This window comes from Campylobacter sp. US50a (assembly GCF_004379015.1).
GTDB classification, from domain to species: Bacteria; Campylobacterota; Campylobacteria; order Campylobacterales; family Campylobacteraceae; genus Campylobacter_D; species Campylobacter_D jejuni.
Genome location: NZ_RYYJ01000006.1, coordinates 53,681 through 78,687 on the forward strand (window position 1 = coordinate 53,681; position 25,007 = coordinate 78,687).

Here is a 25,007-nt window from a genome sequence, read left to right on the forward strand (position 1 = left end):
CTACTCTACCCTCTCTTTTAGTTTTAAAAATACCTCAAAACAAGCCCCATCTTTTCCGTTCTTAACTTTTATTTTTCCTTGGAAACTTTCAATAATTTGTCTACTTATATAAAGTCCTACTCCTATACCCTGACTGGGATGTTTTGTTGTAAAATAAGGTTGAAAAATTTTATCTAAATTTTCTTTATCAATCCCACCAGCATTATCTTTTATTGTAATTTTCAGATAGTTTTTTCCAAATTTTGAAAAATTTATTGTTATGATTTTCCTTTTTTTGTTTTTAAATGCCTCTATTGAATTTAAAATCAAATTAAGAAAAACTCTTATTAAACCATTCTCATACGCCAAAACTTCATAATCACTTTTCGAAACAATATTAATATTTACATGATTTTTTTCTATAGTTTCAAAAGCAATTTCTAAGGCTTTATTTAAAGTCTCTTTTATAAATACATACTGCTCTACTCCTTTGTTAAACAAAGTTCTAAACACATCAATTGTTTCTGACATATTTTTAATCATATCTTTTGATTGTGAATAAATTTCAGCAAATCCTTTTTCATCTTTAAGATTTTGCTTCATTTGAAACATGGCAATACCAAGCTCATTTAACGGTTGTCTCCATTGATGTGCTATATCACTAATCATTTGTTCTAATGAAGATTTCAAAATCTCTTCATATGCTATTTTAATATCTTTTTCATTTTTTTCCAAGGCAATTTTCATTTTTTTCTCAAATTTTTTACCTAACTGTATAAATTCTTGTTGGTGATTTTTAACTGTATTTTCAAGATTAATACTTAATTCTCTTAATTTAGCGTGATTTAAAGCAAGCTCTTCATTAAGCTTAAAAGAATTACTGACATCATGAGAAAGTGCTACTATTTCTATTAATTCATTATTTTTATCCAATATGGGGATTAACAAAGTTTCAAGATAGAAGGTTTTGCCTAATTTATCAATATTTTTAAAAATAACCTGATAAGGCTTTTTATATGAAAGATCTTTTAAAAGCTTCTCAACATAACATTCATCAACATCTGGATGTTTAAATATTGAATGTTTTTTTCCTATAAGCTCTTTTTTGCTATATCCACTTATTTGACAAAGCTTATCACTGACAAAAATTAAATTTCCTTGCACATCAGCTCTTGAAAAAATTGTATTTTTTTCCAGAGCTTTAAAAAACTGATCTTTAAAAAAATCTTTCATTGAAAAGCCTTAAAACCTATATAGGCAAGATTTATACCGTAACAAACAATAATGCCATACGATAAATAATTAAACAAATTTTTCAAAAAATCACTAAAAAATTGTGAAATTTTAGAAAAAAATAACATCGCAGGTAAAGTTGATATTCCAAAAATCATCATTACCAAAATACCTTCAAAAATATTTTGCTTACTTATTGCATTGGCTATAAAAAAATACACCAATCCACAAGGAACAAAACCATTTGAAAATCCTAAAAATATAGCTGATTTTAATCCTTTAAAATTTTTAGATTTTTTAATAATTTTCTTTACAAAACTATCAAAAAAAACATTATTTTCAATAAAAGATAATATATTGCCTCTAAAAATAAGAGCAAAACCCAAAATCATCATAAATATACCAAGAATAAAAAATGACAAACTTTGAACCTTAGCATTGATTGCCAAGATATTCCCAAAAGTCCCAAAAATTATCCCTAAAACAATATAAGCAAAAATTCTAAACAAATGATAAATAAAAGTTAATAAAAATAAATTATTGCTTTTTGAATTTAAATTTATAAAAAGTAAATTAAAACCACCACACATAGAATAGCAGTGTCCAAAACTAGATAAAAAAGCAACGCTGGTAATAGCTAAAAAATCTATACTCACATCAAATTCATAAATTCTTTAAAAATGTACTTACTTTCATGAGGACCTGAAGAACTTTCCGGGTGATGTTGCACTGAAATAATAGGATAGTCTTTATATCTTACTCCTTCAACATTATCGCCAAATAAATTTCTATGAGTGATATGAGCCACTTGAGCTAATTCTTCTGGAACATTATAATTATGATTTTGTGCGGTAATTTCTACCGTTTTTGTATCAAGATTGATCACAGGATGATTTGCTCCATGTTGTCCAAATTTCATTTTATAAGTTTCATATCCAAAAGCATTACTTAAAAGCTGGTGACCTAAGCAAATTCCAAGCATAGGAATTTTAGCTTCTGCAAGTTTTTTAATCTCTGCAATCTCTTGTTTTAAAATCCTTGGCTCACCTGGACCATTAGAAAGAAACACGCCTTGAATTTCACCTTTTTTATACAGAGTAATCAACTCATCTGCTTTAACATTATATGGATAAACTTCTACTTCAAAACCTACTTCTACAAGTTCATTTAGGATATTTGTTTTAACACCATAGTCTATAACAGCAACTTTTTTCTCACTTCTTTTAGCATCATTAAATTTTTGAAAACTAGCGTTCCAAACACCTTGTTTATGAGAATAATTTTTCTTAGTGCTAACTTCTTTTACAAAATTTACTTCATCAATTTTTGCTGATTTTTCTAAGGCGATTTTTAAATCTTCTTTATTTGAAATTTCAGTTGAAATTACAGCTCTTAAATTGCCATTATTTCTTATCGTTTTTACTAGATATCTCGTATCAAGTTCATAAATTCCTATTTTTCCATGTTTTTCAAGATAATCTTGCAGACTTTCTTTAGCGCGAAAATTTGAAAAACTAGAACTTAATTCACGCATTAAAACACCGCTTGCAAAAATTTCCTTACTTTCATTATCATTTTCATTGGTTCCCACTATACCAATTTCTGGCATGGAAAATACGATAAATTGCCCTGCATAAGAAGGATCTGAAATAATTTCTTGATATCCTGTTAAAGAAGTGTTAAATACAAGCTCTCCAAAAAAAGTACCGCTCTTTCCAAAAGCCTTAGCACTTAAAAAAATATCATTTTCTAAATAAATATAAGCCTTCATTAAAACATACCTTTTTTTCTAAGCTCTTCTTGATAGAGTTTTTCAAAGATAAGATCGTATTCTTCACTACCTGGAATAGGTTTTGTTTTATAATTGCTAATTTTCTCATAAACCTCATCTTCAAGTTTTTCATAAATTTTAAGATAAGACTCTATGCTTGAAAAGATTAAATTTTTAACTCTATTTTCGCTCACTATAAAATTAATATAATCATTCTCTACAAGTTCTTCTAAAATTTGATGCGCTAGATGATTATGTCTATCTTCAGAATCTAAAATCACATTAAATTCGGGAGCTAACTTTTTCTTCACAAGCCAAAACATATTTTTACGATCTACTTGCATAAGTTCCATTTCATCTTCTTGTTGCTCTAAAAGTTCTTTTACTCTTTCATCTAATTTTCTTTCATTTAGAATATCTTTCTCTAAAACTTCTATTATACATACCTTAAGCTTTTCTAATTGATCTTTAATTTCTACAAAAGAAGAATTAGCTATATCTAACATCATTTTATTTGCGATATAAGGAATATGTGGTAATTTTATACGCATCTTGAAAACCTTTTATTTAATAATGTTTGAAATAATAGCTTATTTTTGGTAAAAGAATGTTAAAAATGAAAAATTTTCATTCTTTTAATCACCTAATTACTAGCATTATTATCTAAATTTTTCAAAAGCAAAGTAAGCTCGCTAGCTTTTTTTGGATCCATTTTAGATAAAACACCTGAAATTTTACGTGATTCCAAAGAAAGCATTATTTTGCTTGCATCCTCTGCATCCATTTGACTTAAAACATCTGCAATGGCTGCATCTTTCATTTGGGAATAAATTTCTTTAACCCTACCTTGAGTTTTATCATTGATTGAATTTAAAATCTTTTGTTGCTCTTCTACAAGCCTTGCGTTTTCAAGCTTTAATTCTTCAATTTTTGCCAAAGTTGCATTAACCTCAGCCTCTTTTTTTTCTAAATTTTCAAGCCTTTCTTTTTGCAAAGCTTCAAAAGAGGCTTTATAAGCTTCTAAAGATTGTCTTGCTTCATCAAATTCTCTAGTTTGCAATTCAATTTGAGCTTTTCTAGCTTCAAAATACTGCTCACAATCTTGTTCAGCTCCAAAAACTACACTTGAAATAAAAACTAACAATATAAATTTTTTAATCATCTTTTTCCCCTTTGAAAAAACGACTGATTGCAATTTCATCTAAAAATTTTTCTTCAGCCTTCGCAAGTTCTTTTTGTTTTTGTTTAATTTCTTCAGTTTCCAAAGCCTTCATTTTTTCATAATCTAAATGCGCTTTTTGATATAAAAACTGATAATGATTCATTTCTTTTTTAGAAAGTTCTACTTTCTCCTTAGCTCTTGCCAAAGCCTCGCGTCCTACTTGCGCCATACTTAAATTTGATCTTAACTCTGCTATAGATCCTGATTTTGGCAATACGCCTAAACTTTCACACTCTTGGCGTGAAAGTTCATAAGCTTTTTCATGTTCAAGCTGTCTTTGTTTGGCTTGATTAAGATTTGATTCTGCTTTATCAAGTTGTTGTTTTCTTACTTTTACAACAGAATTATATTTACTTTTCATAAGATGATAGTATCATCTCTTTCAGGGCTAGTGGAAATATACTTTACTTTAACCCCTGCAAGCTCTTCAAGTCTTGCTATATATTTTTTAGCATTTTCTGGCAATAAATCATAATCTTTTATACCAAAAACTTTATCCCAACCATCCATTTCTTCATAAATAGGTTGAACATTTTCTAAATCGCTTGGTATGTAGTCAATTTCCATGCCCTTATATTCATAAGCACGACAAATTTTTATCTTTTCAAAACCATCTAAAACATCAAGCTTCATCAAAGATAAAGCATCAAGACCATTAAGCCTTGCTGTATATCTTACAGCAACTGCATCGAACCACCCGCAACGTCTTTTACGTCCCGTGCTTACGCCAATTTCTTTTCCAATTTGCGCAATTTTTTCTCCATCTTCACCCTTATCCTCAGTAGGAAAAGCTCCATTTCCCACACGCGTTGCATAAGCTTTTACAATACCTATAATACTTCCCGCTTCTTTAGGATTTAACCCAAGTCCTGTTAAAGCGCCTGCTGAAATAGTACTTGAACTTGTCACATAAGGATAAGTTCCATGATCAATATCAAGCATAGAGCCCTGAGCTCCTTCTAAAAGCACTCTTTTATCTTCATCTAAAGCCTTCCAAAGCATTCTTGTAGTATCTGTAATATAAGGAGTTAAAATTTCATTAAAGCGTTTTAAATCAGCAAGCAATTCTTCAGCACTTGGAATTTCAATTTCAAGCATTTCAAAAAAAGTTTTATTAGCTTCAAAATCTTTCATCAAAGCCTCACAAAGTCTTTGTGGTTCTAAAAGCTCTCCAACTCTATGTCCTGTACGATTAATCTTATCTGCATAAGAAGGTCCTATACCCTTACCTGTTGTTCCTATGGCATTTTTGCCTTTGAGTTTTTCTTTTGCAATGTCTATTAAAGAATGATGTTTTAAATTTAAATGAGCTCTATCACTGATATATAATCTACCTTTTAAATTTTCAAATTGAGCCATTTCAGCAATCAATACTTCAGGAGAAACCACAACTCCATTTCCGATAATATTAATACATCTTGGATGCAAAACTCCACTTGGCATAAGATGAAGCGCATATCTTACACCATTTACCCAAATCGTATGTCCTGCATTGTGTCCACCTGCACTTCTGCAAACAAAATCATAATTTTCACATAATTTATCAACTACCTTACCTTTTCCTTCATCGCCCCATTGAATGCCGACAATAATATCTGCTTTGCTCATAAAAATTTCCTTGATTTTACTTAATATTGGCGAGAAGATGAGAGAATCGAACTCCCCAAAGAATAGTCAACTATCCTTTCATCTGATTTGAAGTCAGTGGCGATCACCAGATACGCTAATCTTCCAAAGCGATAATTATAGCGATTTTTAATGAAAAACAAAATAAATTTATCAATATTCTTTTTGACTTCATGTTAAATTTAAGCTATAATCTCACTCTTTTTTAGCATCAAGTTTTGATGATTACATTTTTAGGATCTTTCTTTGAATTCTTTTAAACAAAAATATTTAATCAATTTTTGGGACAATTCCCGTTCTATGATTGCACTTGGAATTTTAAGTGCAGTGTATTTTGGGATTTTTGGTGGCGTTTGGGCTGTTACTGGAGAAATGACGCGTTGGGGTGGTGAGTTTTTAGAGTTTTTAGGTATGAATTTAGATGGATATTCTTATTACCAAAAGCAAAATTTAAATGGAACCCCTTTAACAAGAACTGATGGTATTATGCTCATAGGTATGTTTATAGGTTGTTTAGTAGCCGCACTTTTAGCTAACAAAGTCAAATTTCGTCTACCTGCTAGCAATATAAGAATTTTTCAAGCAATAGTAGGTGGAATTCTTTCAGGATATGGAGCAAGACTTGCATTTGGATGCAATTTAGCTAATTTTTTTACAGGTTTACCTTATTTTTCTTTACACACTTGGCTTTTTACTGTTTTTATGGTTTTAGGAATTTATCTAGGAGTGAAAATTTGCAACACTTCCTTTTTTAAACCTAAAGCTAAATTAGAACGGGTAAATAAAGAAAATTTGCCGTTAAACAAGCAAAGTTTGCGTACAAAATTATATTTTAACTTAGGCATATTGCTTTTCATAGCCTTTTTAGTTTGGGTGTTTTATCTTGTTTTTACAAATGGCAATATCAGCACACAAAACAAACAAAGCCTTCTAGCTTTAGCGCTGATTTTTGGTTTTGTTTTTGGCTTTATTATTTCTAGAGGGCAAATTTGTTTTACTTCTTGCTTTAGAGATTTATTTTTATTTGGTAGAGATAATGCTATAAAAGGCGCATTAATCAGTATGATTATCGCCTCTTTAATCGCTTTTGCTTTTATCTTGCAAGGTCATACTAGCAAACTCATAGAACTTTCTCCTGCTGTAGCTGTAGGAGCATTTTTGTTTGGTTTTGGTATAGTTTTTGCCGGAGGTTGTGAGTGTGGTTGGGCTTATCGTGCCTTTGAAGGACAAAGTCATTTTATGATAGTAGGAATTGCAAATATAATAGGAACTATGATTTTAGCTTTAAGTTACGACTTTTTACCAAAGGCTTTTAAAGAAGGTATAAAAATCAATCTTTTAACTGAATTTGGAAATTTAAATGGATTTTTTATCAACCTTATTTTATTCATCTTGATGTTTGTTTTTGTAGTATTTTACAAAAAACACTTCTTTAAAAATCAACTTAAAGGATAAACAGTGAAAATTACTTATAGTTTAAATTTACAAGGTGAAGCTTGTCCTTATCCTGCTATAGCAACACTTGATGTCTTACCTAAGCTTCAAAGCGGAGAAATTTTGGAAGTGCTTTGTGATTGCCCACAAAGTATCAATTCCATACCTCAAGATGCAAAAAACCGTGGTTTTAAAGTGCTTGAAATCGATCAAAGTGGACCCACGCTAAGATTTTTAATACAAAAGCCTTAAAAAAGGCTTTTGTTCTCAAAGCTCTTTTAACATCTTTTCATAAGCTGTCTTAGTTCCAGATCTTACATTTGTAAACAAACTTGCAATAATAATCACCACCGAAGCTGCTAAAAACCCTGGAACTATTTCATAAAGACCTGAATTTGCAAAATTCTTCCAAAGCACCACAGTAGCAGCTCCTGTTATCATACCTAAAATCGCTCCTACTCTTGTCATCCTACTCCAAAATAAAGAAAAAAGCATTACAGAACCAAAAGAAGCTCCAAATCCGGCCCATGCATAAGAAACTATACTCAAAACACTTGAGTTTTTATCAGTAGAAATCAAAAACGCTATTACAGCTACTAGTAAAACACCTAATTTACCTAAATTTAATACAACATGACTTGGCGCATCTTCTCTAAAAATCTTTTTATAAAAATCTTCCGCTATAGTAGAACTTGAAACCAGCAATTGTGAACTTGCTGTACTCATAATAGCTGCTAAAATAGCACTGAGTAAAATACCTGCTATCCAAGGATTAAATAAAAGCTGCGACATCACGATGAAAATCTTTTCAGGATCTTGCAAACTTAATTCAAATTTATGCACATAAGCTATGCCCAAAATACCTATCATACAAGCACTTAAAAGACAAACCGCCATCCAAGCAATGCCTATAAAAGTGGCCATAGGAATATCTTTAGTAGAACGAATCGACATAAAACGCACTAAAATATGTGGTTGACCAAAATAACCCAAACCCCAAGCAAGTGCAGATATAATGCTTATAACTCCTACTCCTTCGCCCATAGATAAAGCTTGTGGCTTTATTTCTCTTACTATATTCATCGCTTCACCAAAGCCACCTAAATGATAAAGCATAACCAAAGGCACAATGATTAAAGCCATCATCATTAAAAGCCCTTGTATCATATCCGTCCAACAAACTGCCTTATATCCACCTAAAAAAGTATAAGCAACAATAATAATCGTTCCAGTAGTTAAAGCATAATCATATCTGATACCAAAAGTACTTTCAAAAAGTTTTGCTCCACTTACAAGCCCTGATGAAACATAAAAGGTAAAAAATATCAAAATTACCACCGCACATATGATGCGCAGTATATGTTTATCATCATCAAAACGAGTTTCAAAATAATCAGGAATAGTCAAAGAATTTGCAATCACACTGGTATAAATTCTAAGTCTTTTTGCCACAAAAATCCAATTTAAACTAGCTCCTATAGTAAGCCCAATCGCAATATAAGAATCTATAAAGCCACTTACATATAAAGCTCCTGGTAATCCCATTAAAAGCCAACCACTCATATCAGAAGCCCCTGCGCTAAGTGCAGATATCACAGGCCCCATAGTACGCCCACCTAAAAAATAATCTTCTGAATTTTTATTTTGCTTATAAAAATAAAAACCTATATAAAGCATCAATAAGGCATAAACTACAAACATCACTGCTATTGGGGTATTAATTTGAACTACTTCCATCAATCTCTCCTTGATCATTAAGATATTGCTCTAATGCCTAAATTTCCATAGCGATGAAAAGATATACTTAAAGCTTTTTCATTAAAATAATTTAAAAGTTCAAAACGACCATTTAACAATGGCTTTTCTCTTATGATGATTTTAGCAAGCTTTGCAGCCTCTTTATAAATCTCATCATTTACATCTGGCTTTGCCAAATAACGCACTCTTTCATATTCTTTAATACTCTTGATAAAATTTTCTTTATTTTCTTTTAAAAATAATACTTTTGCTCCTATGCTTTGAACAATTCGTTCTATCATACTAACATCTTGTTCATCATAACTGATACTTAGATCAATATTTACAATATTTGCACCTAAAATCACCCCTAAAACATCTTTTAAGCTTTCATTTCCACAAAGTCTTAAAACCATATTCTTTATTTTAGTATAAGAAAAAAGATTATCTTCTCCACGAATATTGACATAATCTTTTGAAACACTAAACTCATTTTTATAATGATAAGCATAAGATTGAGACATTTTAATTAAATCGTTCATAAAATCTTGTGATTCTTTTAAATCTATTTGTGCTAATTTTTTTGAAAATTTATCTTCAATTAAATGATCATCAAAATCTTCTTGCTTAATCTCTAAAAATTGAGTGATATAATTATAAATTCCCACTTTTCTACCCAAACCTATAGCTGATTTTTTAATTCCACCAAAAGGTTGGCGAAGCACTATAGCCCCTGTGGTTGGTTTGTTGATATAAATATTTCCTGCTTCTATATGAGTGTGAAAATACTCCCATTCTCTTTCATCTAAGCTTTCAAAACCTGCAGTTAAACCATAACCTGTGGAATTTACTATATCAATAGCTTCTTTTAAGTCTTTAGCCTTCATCACACTTAAAATCGGCACAAAAAGTTCATTCATATGGGTAAAATCACCCTTTTTAGTGCCGTATTTTATGCCTGGAGTCATTAAATAAGGATTATCCTCTAAAAACTTAGGTTTTAATGCCCATTCTTCATAAGGTTGTAATTCATCTAAGGCCTTTTGAACTTTAGAACTTGGCTTATCAGCTAAAGCACCTAATTTATTTTTAAATTCAAAAGGACTGCCCACCGCCATAGAACTTGCAGCATCTACTAAAGTCTTTTTAAATTCTTCATCATGATAAACCTCTTCTTCTAAGACTAGCAAAGAAGTAGCTGAACATTTTTGACCGCTATTGCTAAACGCAGAATGAATGATATTTTTAATCGCACTATCACGATCAGCAAATTTAGAAACTATAGTCGCATTCTTTCCTCCCGTTTCAGCACTTAAAAGCAAGGTTGGATTAGCTTTTAACATAGCATAAGCAGTATCCTCTCCTCCTGTAAGAATTGAAAATTTAATCGCTTCATCAACAAGTAAATATTTAGAAATATCGCTTCCTTTTGAAGGTAAGAAAATCAAAGCGTCTTTTGGAATACCTGCATCCCAAAAACACTTACAAAGCATATAACCTGTTAGGGTTGAAAGTGAAGAAGGTTTATAAATCACCACATTACCTGCAGCTAGTGGTGCAGCTATAGTACCTACTGAAATCCCTATAGGAAAATTCCAAGGAGCTATGGTAACCCCTATGCCTTTAGGTGTGAATGTAACTTTTGGATTTTGTTTTTTAAGCTCTTCTAAAGAGTGCGGATAAAATTCTATAAAATCAATAGCCTCACTCACTTCTGGATCGATCTCTAAAAAGGTTTTGCCCACTTCTAAAGCCGCCAAACCTATCAAATCCCCTCTTCTTTCTCTCATAAGTTTTGCACTTTTGGCTAAAATTTGATAAATTTCATCATGACTTTTTTGTATAAATTTGGAATTTTTAGCTACTTCTAAAGCTTGTTTGATTTCTTTTTCTCCGGCTAAATAAGCCTTTCCTATCACTCTATCTTCAATCTTATCTTTAACTTCTAAAACATTTAAATTTTCTGCTTTAAAATCAAGCTCACCTATGACAGGATAAACATCATAATCTTTTAAATTTTCATATTTAGCTTTAATTTCTTTAGCCCATGCTCTATTTTGCGCTAAAATAAAATCCGTATCACTTTCGTTGCTAAATTTTTTACTTTCATAAGAACTTGTGATATTTAATTCTTTATTTCTATCTTGCTTGCGATGCGTAGTGTTATCAAGAGTTTTTATGCCTTCTAAAGATTTTAAAAAAAGTTCTTTTTGGATATTCCAGTTTTTATCTCCTACTTTAAGATTGAAAAAATAACGCATAAAATTATCTTCACTTGTATTTTCATCAAGGCGTCTTACAAGATAAGCAATGGCATTGTTAAAATGTGCTTCATCACAAACTGGGGCATAAAGGATTAAATCATGCATTTTAGATAATTCATAAGAACATTGCAAACTCATACCTTCAAGCATTTCAAAAGTAAAAGAATCTAAAGCACCCGCTTCACTTATGCGTGTATAAGCATAAGCAATCTCAAAGATATTATGACTTGCAATTCCTATGTTGATGTATTTATAATTATCTCCTTCAAGAATAAAATCAAGCATTTTATTATAATTACTATCAGTATCTATTTTTTTGTAAAAAGTAGGAAGCTCCCAGCCTTTTTGAGATGCAATAGTTTCTTCACTTTCCATATTAGCACCCTTAACAAAACGGATCTTAATAGGCTTCATACCTTTTAAAACCCTCTCTTTTGAAAAAGCAAAAAGTTTTTTAAGATACTCATAAGAATCAGGAATATAAGCTTGCAAAACAATCCCCGCTTTAATATCAAATTTAGCCATACTTTCCATAAAAGCTACAACGGTGAGTTCTAAATCTCTAAATTCTTCCATATCCAGATTGATAAATTTAGATACACCTTGTTTTTTCTCTTCTTCCAAGGCTAAAGCATAAAGATAATCTAGTCTTTTTACTACCTCTTCTTTGGAATAATCAAAATCTATAATATTAATTTGTGAAAAAATAGTAGTAATTTTTATGGAAATATAAGTGATATAACTTGATTTTAAAGCTTCTTCATATTTTTGTATGCGATATTTACTCTCAGCTTCACCTAAAACCTCTTCACCGATTAAATTCACATTTAAGGTAATTTTATCTTGCTCTTTTCTTTTCTTAATATGTGGTTCTAAAACACTAGGATTTGCATCTAGAACCATAGCTTTAGTATCTTCTCTTAAATGTTTGACAAAAAAAGGCACACTTAAATTAGGAGCAAATTTTCCAAAATTTAAAAAGCTAAAAAGTAGGAATTTTTCAAAAGTGCTAAAAAAATCCGCTATGCCATATTTACTCAAAGTATATTCTATAAGCTCAAAACTTGCATTTTTATCTTTACATCTAAAAGAACGATCTAAAAGTTCTATAAGCATAACTTTATTTTTGGGATTATTAAGAAGTTTTTGCATTTTTGAGTGAAATTCTTTTTCAGAATTTGAAATATTAGCTTCTATTTGTCCTTGCAATTCTTCAGCTAAGGCTAAAGCTTTTTGTATCATTTCGTATCTCCTAAGATAAAATAAATTTTAATAAATAATATATAAATAAGATAAAAAATAATATTTTAAATCATAGAAAATGTATAAAAAATGATAAAAAAAATTTTAATGGGTATATAAGTAACAAAAATTAAGAAATGATAATATCATTTTCTTGCTTATTTGCAACCTTAGCAATAATTTTAGCTTGAATATTTTCATCTTCTAGTTTTTTTAAACATTCTAAGGATTCTTTTTCACTTATAGAAATTAAAAGTCCTCCTGAAGTTTGCGGATCACAAAGTAATAATTTTTCTTCATTTAAATCAGGGATAAATTCTTTTATAAATTCTAAATTTTTATAAGCTCCAGCAGGGATTAAACCCATATTAAAATACTCTTTTACTCCATCTAAAAAAGGAAGTTCACTTTCAAAAATTTCAAAAGAAATATTTTTATTTAGCATTTCTTTTAAATGTCCTAAAAGTCCAAAACCTGTGACATCACTCATGGCACTTGGATGAAATTTAAGAGCAATTTGACTGGCTTTATAATTTAACTCCATCATACTTTTAAGCATTATATCTAAATGTTTTTGATTTAACATTTGTGCCTTTAAAGCTGTACTTAAAATTCCTGTTCCTAAAGGCTTGGTTAAAATGATGCAATCTCCAACTTTAGAAGTATTATTAGCAATAAATTTACTAGGATGTACTTTTCCTGTAACACTAAGTCCAAAAAAAAGCTCAGTGCTTTCTATAGTATGGCCACCCACAACTAAAGCATTGCATTCTTGAACCTTATCATTTGCACCTTCTAAAAGCTCTTTTAAGATATTTAAATCATGATTACAAGTATCAAAACCTACTATATTTAAGGCATTAATTACCTCTGCACCCATAGCAAAAACATCGCTTAAAGCATTTGCTGCGGCAATAGCACCAAAATGATAGGCACTATCTACTATAGGAGTGATAAAATCAAGCGTTTGCACCAAAGCTAAATCGCGGCTGATTTGATATACGCTTGCATCTTCATTATTTCCGATATCGCTAAGTAAGGCAGGGGTTTTTTGCATGAAATTTAAAATTGTTTTAAGACCACCCGGGCTTAATTTCGCTGCTCAGCCTGCTGCTTTAACAAAATGCGTTAAATTTTGATTTTTATATTGCAGTATTTTTCCTTTACAAAGTAATAATTTTTGCTTTACCAAAAAGCTCATTTAAAATTTCATAAGCATTGCCTATATTTCCTATTTTAAGTTCTTTGCTTTTATTAAAAAATTCCAGACAAGCTCCACAACTTATGATCTCAATACCTAAATTTTCAAGTTCTTTCATAGCTAAATGTGCTTTATGATTTTCATCAACATTGATTAAAACACTTTCATTTACGCAAAGAATTTTACTTGGAGCATGATCTAAATTTTTTAAGGTACTTAAAAATCCTACAAGTAAATTTTGTCCCAATTCACCCTCACCCACTTTGTCGGTTTTTAAAAATAAAACATTATAATCGTGAATATTTATTTCACTAGAATTAAAATTCTTTTTTTGTACTTTGATGCAAAACTCTTGTGCATTTTCATCTATAATAGGATTTAAATTTAAAGAGTTAAGAAATTTTACAACATTATTTTTTGAAATAATAGAATTTAAAACAATTTCTAAAATTTCATTTTCTTGAAGTTTTTCAAGAGCGTTTTTTGTTTCAACTATAGGCTGAGGACAAGAAAGATTGCGACAATCAATTTTCATTATTTTTCCTTAATATTAGCTTTGAAAAATAATATTATTTTATTACTTGTTTTGTGTTTAAAAATTTTAAATAATATAGAAAAAATTCAAAAGCTCAAAAATGAGCTTTTTTTAAAATCTTTTTTTATTCACATCTTCAAGAATTGCTGCAGCAATTTGATTGACTTCATTTGTTATATTATTGGTAACATTTGCAACTTCGACATTTTCCTTAGTTACAGTTTCAAGTTGTGCTATAGCATCGTTAATCTGTGTGATTCCTGCTGTTTGTTCTTTTACAGATTCTGCTACTTCATTTACGCTTTGAACAAGTATATTAATATTTGCCTCGATTTCAGATAAGGATTTTCCTGTTCTTTCCGCAAGCTGTCTTACCTCATCTGCAACAACTGCAAAACCACGCCCATGTTCTCCAGCACGTGCAGCTTCAATAGCTGCATTTAAAGCAAGAAGATTCGTTTGCTCAGCGATATCTTTAATCACATTGACAATATTTTTTATATCATCAGCTTGCGAAGCAACCTCAACTGTTTTTCCACTTACATTTTGCATAGAAGAATTAATCTCCTCTACAGCTGCAGCCGATTGTTCTAAAGAACTCGCTTGTGCATTAGAGCCATCAGCAAGTTTTTGCATAGAATTTTTTAACTCTTCTGACTGATTGGCTAAATCTTTAGCAAAATTTGAAGAAGCTAGAAGCATCTTTTTAATTTCTTTACCTAAAATATTAGTTGTAATCTCAACTTCGCCTTTAGCATCAAGCACCTCTGTGCTAAAATCAAGCGCTTTATAACTATCAAAAACTCTATTAATTTCATTCATATTAGAACCAATTTTACTTTGCAAAACATCAAGCATTCTATTAAGAACATTTTTAAGTTCTACTAATTGAGGGTTTATAGGATTTTTAGTAATTCTTGCAGTTAAATTACCTTTTTCGATTTCTCTAGCAGTTTGCACTGATTCATCTACAGCATTTTGATCTTGTTCTAAAGATATTTGAATCTTTTCAATATTTTCATTTATGATTCTACCCATTGCCCCTAATTCATCATTAGCTCGAATTTTAATTAATTTGAGTTCAATTTTTTCATGATTTAAGAAACGGAAAAAAGATTCTAAAGAATTAAGAATAATTGGTAATCTTGTTGCAACAATTTTTCTTACGCAATAATAAACCACTCCCAAAACAACAAAAATAAAAATAAAAGATGCGCTAATAATAATTAATTGTAATTTTTTCAAAGGTTCAAAAACCGAATATTTAGGTGCAGTTACCAAAACTGTCCAAGAGCTATCTTGCACTTTAAAACTATTAATCGCGGCATAAGAATCATCACCATCAGAAGCTATATAGTCAAAAACTCCATTTTTTCCTTCGCTCATAGCCTTATAAGTCTCTTGTGCACCTTTGTTAGGATTGACATCTTTTAAATTTTTTAAAACCAAATTTTTATTAGGATGAATCGCAACAAATCCATCTGAATTTAAAAGAACTCTTAACTCTCCATCATATTTTTGACTCTTGGGATCTAAAAGATAAGTAGCAATAGCTGAAAAATCCAAAGTCATACCGATAACACCTACAACTTGATTCTTTCGGTCAAATATAGGCATAGCAATATTTACAGCATCAAAATCTTGACCTTCTAAATTCATCCTAATAGGACGTCCTATATATACTTTATTTTCCCCATATTTTGCTTTTTTTAATATATCTTGCACAACTTGTAAATTAGCTATTTCATCACTAGCTTGTATTGCTTTTATCCCGCCTTTATTATCCTTTTCTTCATCAACATAAAGCATAACAAATTTTCCACTTTGAGTATTGAAAAATTTACTTTCCTCTTTAAAATATTCTGGCGGATCGATAAGATACAAATAAGTAAAATTAGAATAAGCGCTATTATCAAAAGTATTGGTTATAATATTTGTTATACTATCTATATCTAAATTTTCTTTTGAAGTTGATCTAAACATTTCTGTTAAGGTGCCTGAAATACTTTTATTTAAAGCAATCATTTCCCCAAAAATTCCTTGAGTTTGGGTAGCATATTCTTTTGTAATAGAAGCTAAAATATCTTCTGTATTTTCAGTAATATTTTGACTTACTTGTTTGGTAATCAAGGAAATTAAAATAATAAGCCCAATAACAACAACAGTTGCTACAGAAAAAATAAGTTTTAAACCTATATTTAAAGATTTAAACATCTTAATAACTCCTAAAAAATAAAATTTTGGATTTTATATTTTAACATATTTTTTAAAAAAATACCATTAATTAATTATAAAAATATTATGTATTAGTATTTTTTGTGAAAGACTTATTTTTTTCCTTTTAAAAACAATTCTTTAAAGCGTTTATTAGCATATTCTTCTATGTCCTTTTGCAAAATAGAGTAATTTTCCATTAATTCCAAAGCTCTAGGAGTAAGTTTTGTTCCTGATTCTTTAGAGCGTCCTTGTCGTGTGCTAACTAAAATTTCTTGAGAATTTTTTTGCAAGGTTTGTAAATGCATCCAAGCTTTTTTATAATTAATCCCCATAAGTTTAGAAGCATGCAATAAACTACCCGTTTGTCCGATAAGTTCTAAAAGTTCTGTTTTTCCTCGTCCAAAAAGCAAATCTCCATCCGCATTTTCAATCCAAGTTTTTGTTCTTACTATAAATTGCTTACCTTTTTTTTCTTTAAAACAACCAAGTTGACAATACTTTACATCAACCTTATAAGCTTTTAAAGCTGAACGCATACTTTTAAGTCCACAACCTTCTTTAGCAATATCTCTTGCATCTTTACAAAAAATTCTACGCTTTTCATCTAAACTAGGTTCTATTTTTTTAAGCACTTCAATCTTTGCTTTTTCAAAATCTAAATATCCAAATTGCCCCAACTCGCAATTATCAATTCTCATGTGATTTTCATCGGCTAATTGTCCGATTTTTTCTATATTTACATTAAATTTCTTTGCAATTTTAAAAGCCGTACCACAATCTAATTTTTCATTACTATTTAACAATTCTCTCATGTATGAGATGATTTCTTTTTCTTGATTTTTATCCATGAATTCTAAATTCTCCACTATAAATATTAATCTTATTTTCTCTAGCAAAACCACAAAGCGTTAAATCAAATTTTCTTGCTATCATAACCCCTAAACAAGTAGGAGCTGTGCGTGAAACAAGCACTGGAATTTTATGCATAACTGCTTTAGCCACCATTTCAGAACTTAGCCTTCCACTAACCATTAAAAAACATTGACTTAAATCGACCTCAGCTAAACGCGCCTTTCCTAAAGCTTTATCTATGGTATTATGCTGGGCTATATCTTCACCTATAAAAAAAGTTTTCTCATTTACAAAAAGCTTAGCCGTATGCACACAGCCTGTTTTCTCATAAAGCTCACATTGAGTATAAAAAGTACTCATTTGTTTTAAAATTTCATCTTTGCTAAATTTTACATCAGAACTAATTTTACTCGCTTCAATGGCTTCTAAATCGATATTTGCAGTATGTGCTCTACCACAACCACTTATAACTACGCCTTCAGCATTAAGCTTTGCTAAATTTTCTTTATCAATCTTTGCTTTGATATGCACACTCATACCATCATCTTTTGTTTCTATGTTCTCAATATCGCTTACTTTTGCAATGATATTTTCGCTCATTAAATACCCTATTGCTAATGCCTGTTCATCTACAGGAGTTGCCATTAAAGCACCTACTCTTTCATTATTAATAAAAATTTCAAGCTTAATTTCACGCACTAAAGTATCATCGCATGTAAAAGATTCATCACCTTTATATTTTAAAATTTGGGTTGTAAATAAGGGTTCCATAAGCTTTCTCTTTTCGCGTTATTTTAAAAATTTAATTATATCAAAAAAACATAAATAACAAATTTATATATGGAAAAATAGATTTTAGATTCAACTTATAAAATAAAATTCGTTCTATTTATTTCAAAAAAAGCTTAAAACTACCGCTATGCAATAACATAGCGGTTAAAGATTAAATTTTTACATTAGGATCATAAGAAAAACTAGGTTCAATTTGCTTTTTATTGCTTAATTCTTTATACCAATAAGAATGTAAAATATAAACCTCTTCTTCCTCTTTATAACCACTAATCATAGAATGGATACTGCCTTTGATTGCAAATACTGCCATATAAATATGCACACCAAAAAATACTGCACACACTATACCTAAAAAATTATGCACTATAGCTGAAATTCTTAAAAGTTCAATTTGAGTTAAACCAAAAAGACCTTGAATTGCCGTGGAATTAAAATCAAGAAAATACATAAATCCACCTGTAATTATCATCAAAAATCCACCAAAAACAGCAATATAATACCAAGATTTTTGACCAAAATTAAACTTACCTGCAGGTACAGGACGTTTTACTTTGCTTAAATAACCACCTACTATCATCATCCATCTGATATCATAACTTGCAGGAAGCATTCTTTTAATCCACCATAAAAACATAGGGATTATAGAGATGATAAATAAAACCGTTGCAAAAGCATGTAAATTTTTACAAACCCTTACAAAAAGTCCGCCTCCAAAAGTCGCCCCAAACATCATCACAAAACCAGTTGGCACTAAAATCACCCAAGAAATTGCCGCGATAAAATGAAAAAGTCTTTCAAATAATGTAAAAGCATAAATTTTCTTTCCATCGTGTGAAAATTGCTTAGGTCCTATAACCATATAATGCAAAGCAAATGCAGACAACACTGCAATAACAGCAATTAAAGCTATAGTAGCTATATATTCACCTTGCAAAGTTGTCCAAAGTTTGCCAAAAGTATCATAATTTGGGATATTTGTAATACGATGAAAATCCCAAATTTGAGTATCTTGTCCCATTCTCTCGCTACCATAAGCAAATAAACTTACCACGCTTAACAAAAGCGTTACAAATACTTTTCTCATAAGCGTTCCTTTCCTGTGTAAGCAATCTTCCACTCCAAACTTTCTGAAGGATTTGGAATGCCATAATTTCTATTCATAAGTCTATTATGATAAATCTCTTCTATTTTAGAACTTTCACCTACTAAAAGTGCTTTTGTCGAACACATCGCAGCACATACAGGAACTTTTCCTTCTGCGATACGATTTTGACCATAAAGTTCTCTTTCTTTTTCTGAATTCGTTGCTTCAGGGCCACCTGCACACATAGTACATTTATCCATAATGCCTTTATTTCCAAAAACACTATCTTTTGGAAATTGTGGTGCACCAAAAGGACAAGCATAAAGACAATATCCACAACCTATGCAAATTTCTTTATCGTGCAAAACAATACCATCAGCACGGATGTAAAAACAATCCACAGGACAAACGATAGAACAAGGAGCATCATCACAATGCATACAAGAAATAGAAGTTGAAACTTCTTTTCCTTGAATTCCTTCATTTAAAGTAATCACACGGCGGCGGCGAATATGAATAGGAAGCTCATGTGCTTCATCACAAGCTACCGCACAACCATTACAATCAATACAACGCTCATTATCACAAAAGAATTTCAAGCGTTCTTTTTCTAAATTTGCAAAATTTATCTTACTCATTTTCCATCCTTACTGATTCTACAAAGCCCACCTTTAGTCTCTGGAATCTGACACATAATATCATAACCATAATTTGTTACCGTATTAGCACTTTCTCCGCTTGCATAAGGCTTAGTTCCTTCTGGGAAATTGTGCGTTAAATCCACGCCTTGCATAACTCCTGTAAAATGGAAAGGCAAGAAAATCATATCTTTTGCTACACCTGGATTAACCTTCACTCTTACATGAATTTTAGTGCCTTCTGGAGAATGCACCCAAATCATATCTCCTGCTTTAATGTCTTGCTCTTTTGCTAATTCAGGATTGATCTCACAAAACATTTCAGGTGTTAAACGCGTTAGATACATAGATGCTCTATTTTCCATACCTGCACCATTTAAATTCACAAGTCTTGCGGTAACAAGATTAAGCGGGAATTCTTTAGAATAATCCTTAGCTTGTTGCACAGAAACAAATTTAGTATCCACGCGGTAAAGTGCTTTTTGATCTTCAAAACTTGGATATTTTTGCACCAAATCGTTTCTTGGAGAATGTAAAGGCTCACGGTGGAGTGGAATTTTATCTTTAAAAGTCCAAACTACAGCTCTAGCTTTAGCATTTCCATAAGGAACTATGCCTTTTTCTATACATTTAGTTGCTATGATATTGCTATCATCATAAGACCAAGTTGATCCCATTTTTTCTTTTTCTTGGGCACTTAAAGTAATGCCTAAAACTTTTTCTATATTATCTTTAGTAATTTGTGGATAACCTGTATCAATAGGTGAATTTAAAGGTGCATTTTTAGCAAGTAAACTCTCTCCTTCATACTCGAGTCCAAAATTATTTCTAAAGCCCATACCACCTTTTGCTACTTCAATGTCGGTATTATAAAGTACAGGAGAACCTGGGTGCTTATCACTCCAACAAGGCCAAGGAAGCCCGTAATACTCGCCAGCAACTTCGTCTTTTCCTTCTAAAGTTACCTCATCAAATTTATCCCAGTATAAAGTATGCTTTTTAAGCCTTTCAGGACTCCAACCATTAAGTCCTATACTTCTAACTGCTTTTGCAATTTCTCTTGTTGCATTTTCAGGCCAAACAATCTCACCTTTTTCATCGCGTAAAGTCTTAGTAAAGTCTTCATAAAAGCCTAATTTTTTAGCAAGCTCAAATAAAATTTCTTGATCTTCCATGCTTTCATAAAGTGGATCTACAACTTTAAATCTCCATTGTCCGCTACGATTTGTAGCTGTTACACTTCCGCTTGTTTCAAACTGTGTTGCTGCAGGTAAAAGATAAATTCCATCTTTTCTTTCTGCGATAATCCCTGCTTCATTTACAAAAGGATCGGCTAAAACTAAAAGCTCTAAAGCTTCCAAACCTTCTTTAACCTTAGCTTGTTGTGCAGTCGAAGTGATACCATTTCCCATAACTACTAAAGCTTTTAAAGGCGTTCCTGCGTTATCGATAGCATCATTTCCATCTTTTCCATTTAAAGCCGCTGCCCACCATCTAGCAAGTGAAAGCCCAGTTTTATGCATCCAATCTTTACTTACAAAATTTCCTAAAAGCCACTCATAATCCACACCCCAAATTTTGGCATAGTATCTCCAAGTCGCTTCATTTAAAGGATAATAACCTGGTAAATTTTCGCTCAAACAAGCCATATCTGAAGCACCTTGAACATTATCGTGTCCGCGTAAGATATTAACTCCACCACCAAATTTACCTATATTTCCAAGTACCATTTGCACAATAGGTGCTAAACGTGTATTTGAAGTTCCTACAGTGTGTTGAGTTAAACCCATAGCCCAAATAAGCGTAGTTGGTTTGTTTTTAGCTACTTCGTGAGTGATTTGCACCAAAAGTTCTTTAGAGATCCCTGTAACATTTTCCACCTCTTCAGCTGTCCATTTTGCTGCTTCTTCACGAATTTTATCAATTCCAAAAACTCTTTCATCAAGATATTTTGTATCTTCTAAGCCTTCATCAAAGATGATTTTTAACATTCCATACATGAAAGCAATGTCAGTTCCTGGACGAATTCTTGCGTAAATATCCGCTTTTGCCGCACTTTTTGTAAATCTAGGATCTACAACGATAAGCTTTGCACCTTTTTCTTTTGCTTTTAAGAAATGTCTAAAACCCACAGGATGATTTACCGCTGGATTTGCCCCAATGATAATGATACATTTACTTCTTTGAATGTCTCCAAGATGGTTTGTCATAGCGCCATAACCAAATGTATTCGCCACACCGGCGACTGTTGCGCTGTGTCAAATTCTAGCTTGATGATCTACATTGTTCGTTCCAAAAAACGCTGCAAATTTTCTTATATAATAAGCTTGTTCATTATTAAGTTTTGCAGAACCTAAAAACATAACACTTTCAGGATTTTCTTTACGATAAGCAGCTAGTTTTTCTCCGATCTCACTTAAAGCTTGCTCATAACTTATGCGTTTCCATTCTCCATTTTCTTTTTTCATAGGATATTTTAAACGCACATGTGAACGCACCATATCGATCATATCAGATCCCTTGCAGCAATGTCCACCTGAACTCACAGGATGATCTTGAGCGATTTCTTGACGCACCCAAACACCATTTTGCACTTCTGCAATAATCCCACAGCCTACAGAACAGGCTGTACAAACTGTTTTTACTTTTTTACTACCTTCATAAGCTTCTTTAAGCTCATCAGCACTCGCTTCTCTTAAAGTTTCACTTCTAGCAAGCAACGGTGTTGCTAGGCTTGAAAGTGCTGCCATTTTAAGAAAAGAACGACGCGTAAGCTTGATATTTTCACCTACACTTGACATTACTCAGCCTTTATATAATAATTTTCCCAATTAGCACTTCTTTGAAAAAGCACTTCTTTTTTCTTACTTTTACCTTTAACCAAATCTTTTCTTTCTTCATCTTTAGCTAGAGCTAAAGTTGTGCTACCAAGCACTCCAGCAGCCCCTAAGGCAAAAGCGGATTTTTTAAGAAATTCCCTGCGATTTTTCACGAGTCCTCCTTTGTTTATTTGCTTCTCTTCTTAAAAATTCTGAACGCGATAGATCGTTTTGCACTTTTTTAGAATTTATTTTTGCAGGTTTTTCCACTTCAAAGCAAAGTCTTTCAAATTCCGTAAAAACCGATGCAATACTTGCAATTTCCTTATATAAATTCGCATTTTTATTCATGAAAACATCGCCTAAAAACTCATCAATGCTTTTATTGATCACTTTTTCAAAAAGCTCTTTGGCTAAATCATCTTCATTTTGCCTTAAAAATTCACTCATCAACAATAAACAAAATCCAACACTATCTTCACTTTCTTTAAAAAATTTTTCATTGCGTCTTATTTTACTTTTGACTAAAATTTGACGCACGCAAAGTAAAGGATTTGAATTTTCAAAACCTTCTTCTATGTAAGAAAAAGTCGTTGGAATGCTATTTTTAAGACTTAAAAAAAGCAAATCATATTCTTTAAAAAATGCTTGTATAGAATTTTCATCATCTAAATGCTTAAGCAAGATATCAAAATTTGATTTTAAATTTTCATCAAATAAACATTCTTGCATTGTCTTTAAATACTCTTGTAATTTTGACAATCTTTCTTCAGAAAATGAAAAAACAAAAAGCTCTCCTAGACATTGATAATAAAGACTTCTAGCTAATCTTAATTTTTCCAAATCCATTAAAGCCCCCATGCATTCAAAATTTTCAAAAATAGCTTTAAATTTTGCTTGAATGAATATTATGCAAAATATACCTAATATTCATTTTAAAGCCGATTTTTAAATCGATTTATCTTAATACTATTTAATTTAAAAATCACTGAATTTCAATAAAATTCCACAAGGATTTAAAATATTAAAAAATCATACCAAAGTATTGAAAATTAGATATTTGAGTTGATTTTATATTTGAAAAAATAAAATACTTTGCATAAAAATTTATATCTTTGATTCTCTTCCGAGTAAAATTAACATTTTATGCAAATTATAAATAATACTAATTTCTTAAAGAATAATCCTTATAAGAAAATTCTCTTATCATTTGAAGTTCATTTTTTGCATTTAAAAGCATGAGATTTGGAAGTCTTATACCATTAAAAGTTGTGTTTTTCACAATGGTGTAATGAATTTGATCTAAAAAAACAATTTTATCGCCGATTTTAAGCTTTTTATCAAAGGCGTATTCTCCCATTACATCACCCGCTAAACAAGTATTTCCAGTAAGTAAATAGGCAAATTCGTTTTCTTTTAAGTCTGAAATTTTTTCATTTTCTCTTGTGGCTAAAATTCTAGCATTTAAAACTTCACTTGTATAAGGCATGATGATAGTATCTGGCATATGTGCTTCGCTTGAAGTATCTAAAATAGCAATTTGCTTTTCATTTTCTATGATATCTACTACACTAGCAACCAAATTTCCTGTTTGCCAACCCACCGCTTCACCTGGTTCAAGATAAACTTGTACACCATATTTATCACTGAAATTTTTACACAAAGCAATAAGTTTTTCAACATCATAGCCTTTTTTAGTGATGTGATGTCCTCCTCCAAAATTCACCCATTTCATTTGCCCTATCCATTTACCAAATTTCTCTTCAAAGACCTTTAAAACAGCTTCTAAAGCATCAGCACTTTCTTCACAAAGTGCGTGAAAATGAAGTCCTTCTATAACATTTAAATCCACATTTTCAAAATCTTTAGCACGAATTCCAAGTCTTGAGTATCTTCCACAAGGATTGTAAAGTTCTTTTGGGGCTAGAGAAAATTCAACATTACAACGAAGACCTAAGGAATTTTTTTGTGTTTTACTTTGAAATTTATGAAATTGAGCTAAAGAATTAAACACTATATGATGAGATAAACTGGCTATTTCACCTATTTCATCTTCTTTAAAAGCAGGTGAATAAGTATGAATTTCTTTATCCATATATTCTTTAGCAAATTTTGCTTCCCAAAGTCCGCTACAAGTACAACCTTTTAGGTATTCTCCAACAATTTTCATCGCTCCTGAAAAAGCAAAACCTTTTAAAGCTAAAAGCACTTTAGCACCACTTTTTTCACCAACACTTGCTAAAAGCTCACAATTTTTTCTTAATTTATCTTCTTCTAAAATATAAGCTGGAGTTTGAATTTTTTCATAAAACATTATTTTTCCTTGATTAAATTGCTAAAATCATAACAAAATTAAACCAA

General features: G+C 30.9%; 22 protein-coding genes and 1 tRNA gene. 2 read left to right on the forward strand and 21 right to left on the reverse strand.

The features are described 5' to 3' along the window. The 8 genes from bumS to ELQ11_RS05270 form a co-directional block, all read right to left on the reverse strand. Window positions 1-1,212 (reverse strand): butyrate sensor histidiine kinase-like phosphatase BumS, encoded by a 1,212-nt coding sequence (bumS, locus tag ELQ11_RS05235; protein WP_052949149.1) that lies wholly within the window; start codon window positions 1,210-1,212, stop codon window positions 1-3. Further along, complete coding sequence (locus ELQ11_RS05240) at window positions 1,209-1,868, reverse strand: sulfite exporter TauE/SafE family protein (protein ID WP_134225180.1); 660 nt, start codon at window positions 1,866-1,868, stop codon at window positions 1,209-1,211. The genes bumS and ELQ11_RS05240 overlap by 4 nt, the downstream gene beginning before the upstream one ends. Beyond that, window positions 1,865-2,983, reverse strand: a complete 1,119-nt coding sequence (gene carA, locus ELQ11_RS05245) for a glutamine-hydrolyzing carbamoyl-phosphate synthase small subunit (protein WP_070252602.1) — start codon at window positions 2,981-2,983, stop codon at window positions 1,865-1,867. The genes ELQ11_RS05240 and carA overlap by 4 nt, the downstream gene beginning before the upstream one ends. Then, window positions 2,983-3,534: a DUF507 family protein gene (locus ELQ11_RS05250; RefSeq protein ID WP_002851269.1), complete on the reverse strand. Its 552-nt coding sequence runs from the start codon at window positions 3,532-3,534 to the stop codon at window positions 2,983-2,985. The genes carA and ELQ11_RS05250 overlap by 1 nt, the downstream gene beginning before the upstream one ends. Window positions 3,535-3,626: 92 nt before the next feature. Next, window positions 3,627-4,145: a MotE family protein gene (locus ELQ11_RS05255; protein ID WP_002851265.1), complete on the reverse strand. Its 519-nt coding sequence runs from the start codon at window positions 4,143-4,145 to the stop codon at window positions 3,627-3,629. Next, window positions 4,138-4,566 (reverse strand): flagellar export protein FliJ, encoded by a 429-nt coding sequence (locus tag ELQ11_RS05260; protein ID WP_002880459.1) that lies wholly within the window; start codon window positions 4,564-4,566, stop codon window positions 4,138-4,140. Before ELQ11_RS05260 ends, ELQ11_RS05255 begins: the two co-directional genes overlap by 8 nt. After that, on the reverse strand, window positions 4,563-5,813 hold the full coding sequence (locus ELQ11_RS05265; protein WP_126264474.1) for an adenylosuccinate synthase: 1,251 nt from the start codon (window positions 5,811-5,813) through the stop codon (window positions 4,563-4,565). Before ELQ11_RS05265 ends, ELQ11_RS05260 begins: the two co-directional genes overlap by 4 nt. A 27-nt stretch (window positions 5,814-5,840) precedes the next feature. Further along, window positions 5,841-5,938 (reverse strand) — tRNA-Sec (locus ELQ11_RS05270). A 139-nt stretch (window positions 5,939-6,077) separates the two neighbouring features. On the opposite strand from ELQ11_RS05270, the gene yedE reads away from it, so the two are divergent. Both yedE and yedF (ELQ11_RS05280) read left to right on the forward strand, forming a co-directional pair. Continuing rightward, window positions 6,078-7,286 carry a selenium metabolism membrane protein YedE/FdhT gene (yedE, locus tag ELQ11_RS05275; protein ID WP_126217917.1) on the forward strand — a complete coding sequence of 403 codons (1,209 nt, stop codon included), beginning with the start codon at window positions 6,078-6,080 and terminating at the stop codon, window positions 7,284-7,286. A 3-nt stretch (window positions 7,287-7,289) separates the two neighbouring features. After that, window positions 7,290-7,517, forward strand: a complete 228-nt coding sequence (yedF, locus tag ELQ11_RS05280; protein ID WP_002867050.1) for a sulfurtransferase-like selenium metabolism protein YedF — start codon at window positions 7,290-7,292, stop codon at window positions 7,515-7,517. 15 nt (window positions 7,518-7,532) lie between these two features. Here yedF (ELQ11_RS05280) and putP read toward each other — a convergent pair whose 3' ends face one another. The 13 genes from putP to nspC form a co-directional block, all read right to left on the reverse strand. Continuing rightward, window positions 7,533-9,002: a sodium/proline symporter PutP gene (putP, locus tag ELQ11_RS05285; protein ID WP_002870870.1), complete on the reverse strand. Its 1,470-nt coding sequence runs from the start codon at window positions 9,000-9,002 to the stop codon at window positions 7,533-7,535. A gap of 17 nt (window positions 9,003-9,019) precedes the next feature. After that, window positions 9,020-12,508 (reverse strand): proline dehydrogenase family protein, encoded by a 3,489-nt coding sequence (locus ELQ11_RS05290; protein ID WP_134225181.1) that lies wholly within the window; start codon window positions 12,506-12,508, stop codon window positions 9,020-9,022. A 130-nt stretch (window positions 12,509-12,638) separates the two neighbouring features. Then, the gene (gene selD, locus ELQ11_RS05295) at window positions 12,639-13,661 is read right to left on the reverse strand and encodes a selenide, water dikinase SelD (protein ID WP_079860378.1); all 1,023 of its coding nucleotides are present in this window, start codon (window positions 13,659-13,661) and stop codon (window positions 12,639-12,641) included. 10 nt (window positions 13,662-13,671) lie between these two features. Then, a complete protein-coding gene (gene yedF, locus ELQ11_RS05300) occupies window positions 13,672-14,244 on the reverse strand; it encodes a sulfurtransferase-like selenium metabolism protein YedF (protein ID WP_002870867.1) in 573 nt (190 codons plus the stop codon). 111 nt (window positions 14,245-14,355) lie between these two features. Next, complete coding sequence (gene ccaA, locus ELQ11_RS05305; RefSeq protein WP_002870866.1) at window positions 14,356-16,458, reverse strand: aspartate chemotaxis receptor CcaA; 2,103 nt, start codon at window positions 16,456-16,458, stop codon at window positions 14,356-14,358. Between the two features lie 113 nt (window positions 16,459-16,571). After that, entirely contained in the window at window positions 16,572-17,309 is a 738-nt protein-coding gene (locus ELQ11_RS05310) for a winged helix-turn-helix domain-containing protein (RefSeq protein ID WP_002870865.1), read from the reverse strand. After that, on the reverse strand, window positions 17,302-18,084 hold the full coding sequence (gene fdhD, locus ELQ11_RS05315) for a formate dehydrogenase accessory sulfurtransferase FdhD (RefSeq protein ID WP_134225182.1): 783 nt from the start codon (window positions 18,082-18,084) through the stop codon (window positions 17,302-17,304). The genes ELQ11_RS05310 and fdhD overlap by 8 nt, the downstream gene beginning before the upstream one ends. Before the next feature lie 172 nt (window positions 18,085-18,256). After that, a complete protein-coding gene (locus ELQ11_RS05320; RefSeq protein ID WP_002867229.1) occupies window positions 18,257-19,189 on the reverse strand; it encodes a formate dehydrogenase subunit gamma in 933 nt (310 codons plus the stop codon). Further along, window positions 19,186-19,827: a formate dehydrogenase FDH3 subunit beta gene (gene fdh3B, locus ELQ11_RS05325; protein WP_072223683.1), complete on the reverse strand. Its 642-nt coding sequence runs from the start codon at window positions 19,825-19,827 to the stop codon at window positions 19,186-19,188. Before fdh3B ends, ELQ11_RS05320 begins: the two co-directional genes overlap by 4 nt. After that, on the reverse strand, window positions 19,824-22,628 hold the full coding sequence (locus ELQ11_RS05330) for a formate dehydrogenase subunit alpha (protein WP_079264263.1): 2,805 nt from the start codon (window positions 22,626-22,628) through the stop codon (window positions 19,824-19,826). The genes fdh3B and ELQ11_RS05330 overlap by 4 nt, the downstream gene beginning before the upstream one ends. Continuing rightward, window positions 22,628-22,819, reverse strand: a complete 192-nt coding sequence (locus tag ELQ11_RS05335) for a twin-arginine translocation signal domain-containing protein (protein WP_002851537.1) — start codon at window positions 22,817-22,819, stop codon at window positions 22,628-22,630. The genes ELQ11_RS05330 and ELQ11_RS05335 overlap by 1 nt, the downstream gene beginning before the upstream one ends. Next, window positions 22,794-23,507 (reverse strand): molecular chaperone TorD family protein, encoded by a 714-nt coding sequence (locus ELQ11_RS05340; protein WP_072223684.1) that lies wholly within the window; start codon window positions 23,505-23,507, stop codon window positions 22,794-22,796. The genes ELQ11_RS05335 and ELQ11_RS05340 overlap by 26 nt, the downstream gene beginning before the upstream one ends. 304 nt (window positions 23,508-23,811) lie before the next feature. Beyond that, window positions 23,812-24,960, reverse strand: coding sequence for a carboxynorspermidine decarboxylase (nspC, locus tag ELQ11_RS05345; protein WP_072223685.1), 1,149 nt, complete (start codon window positions 24,958-24,960; stop codon window positions 23,812-23,814). Between the last annotated feature and the right edge of the window lie 47 nt (window positions 24,961-25,007).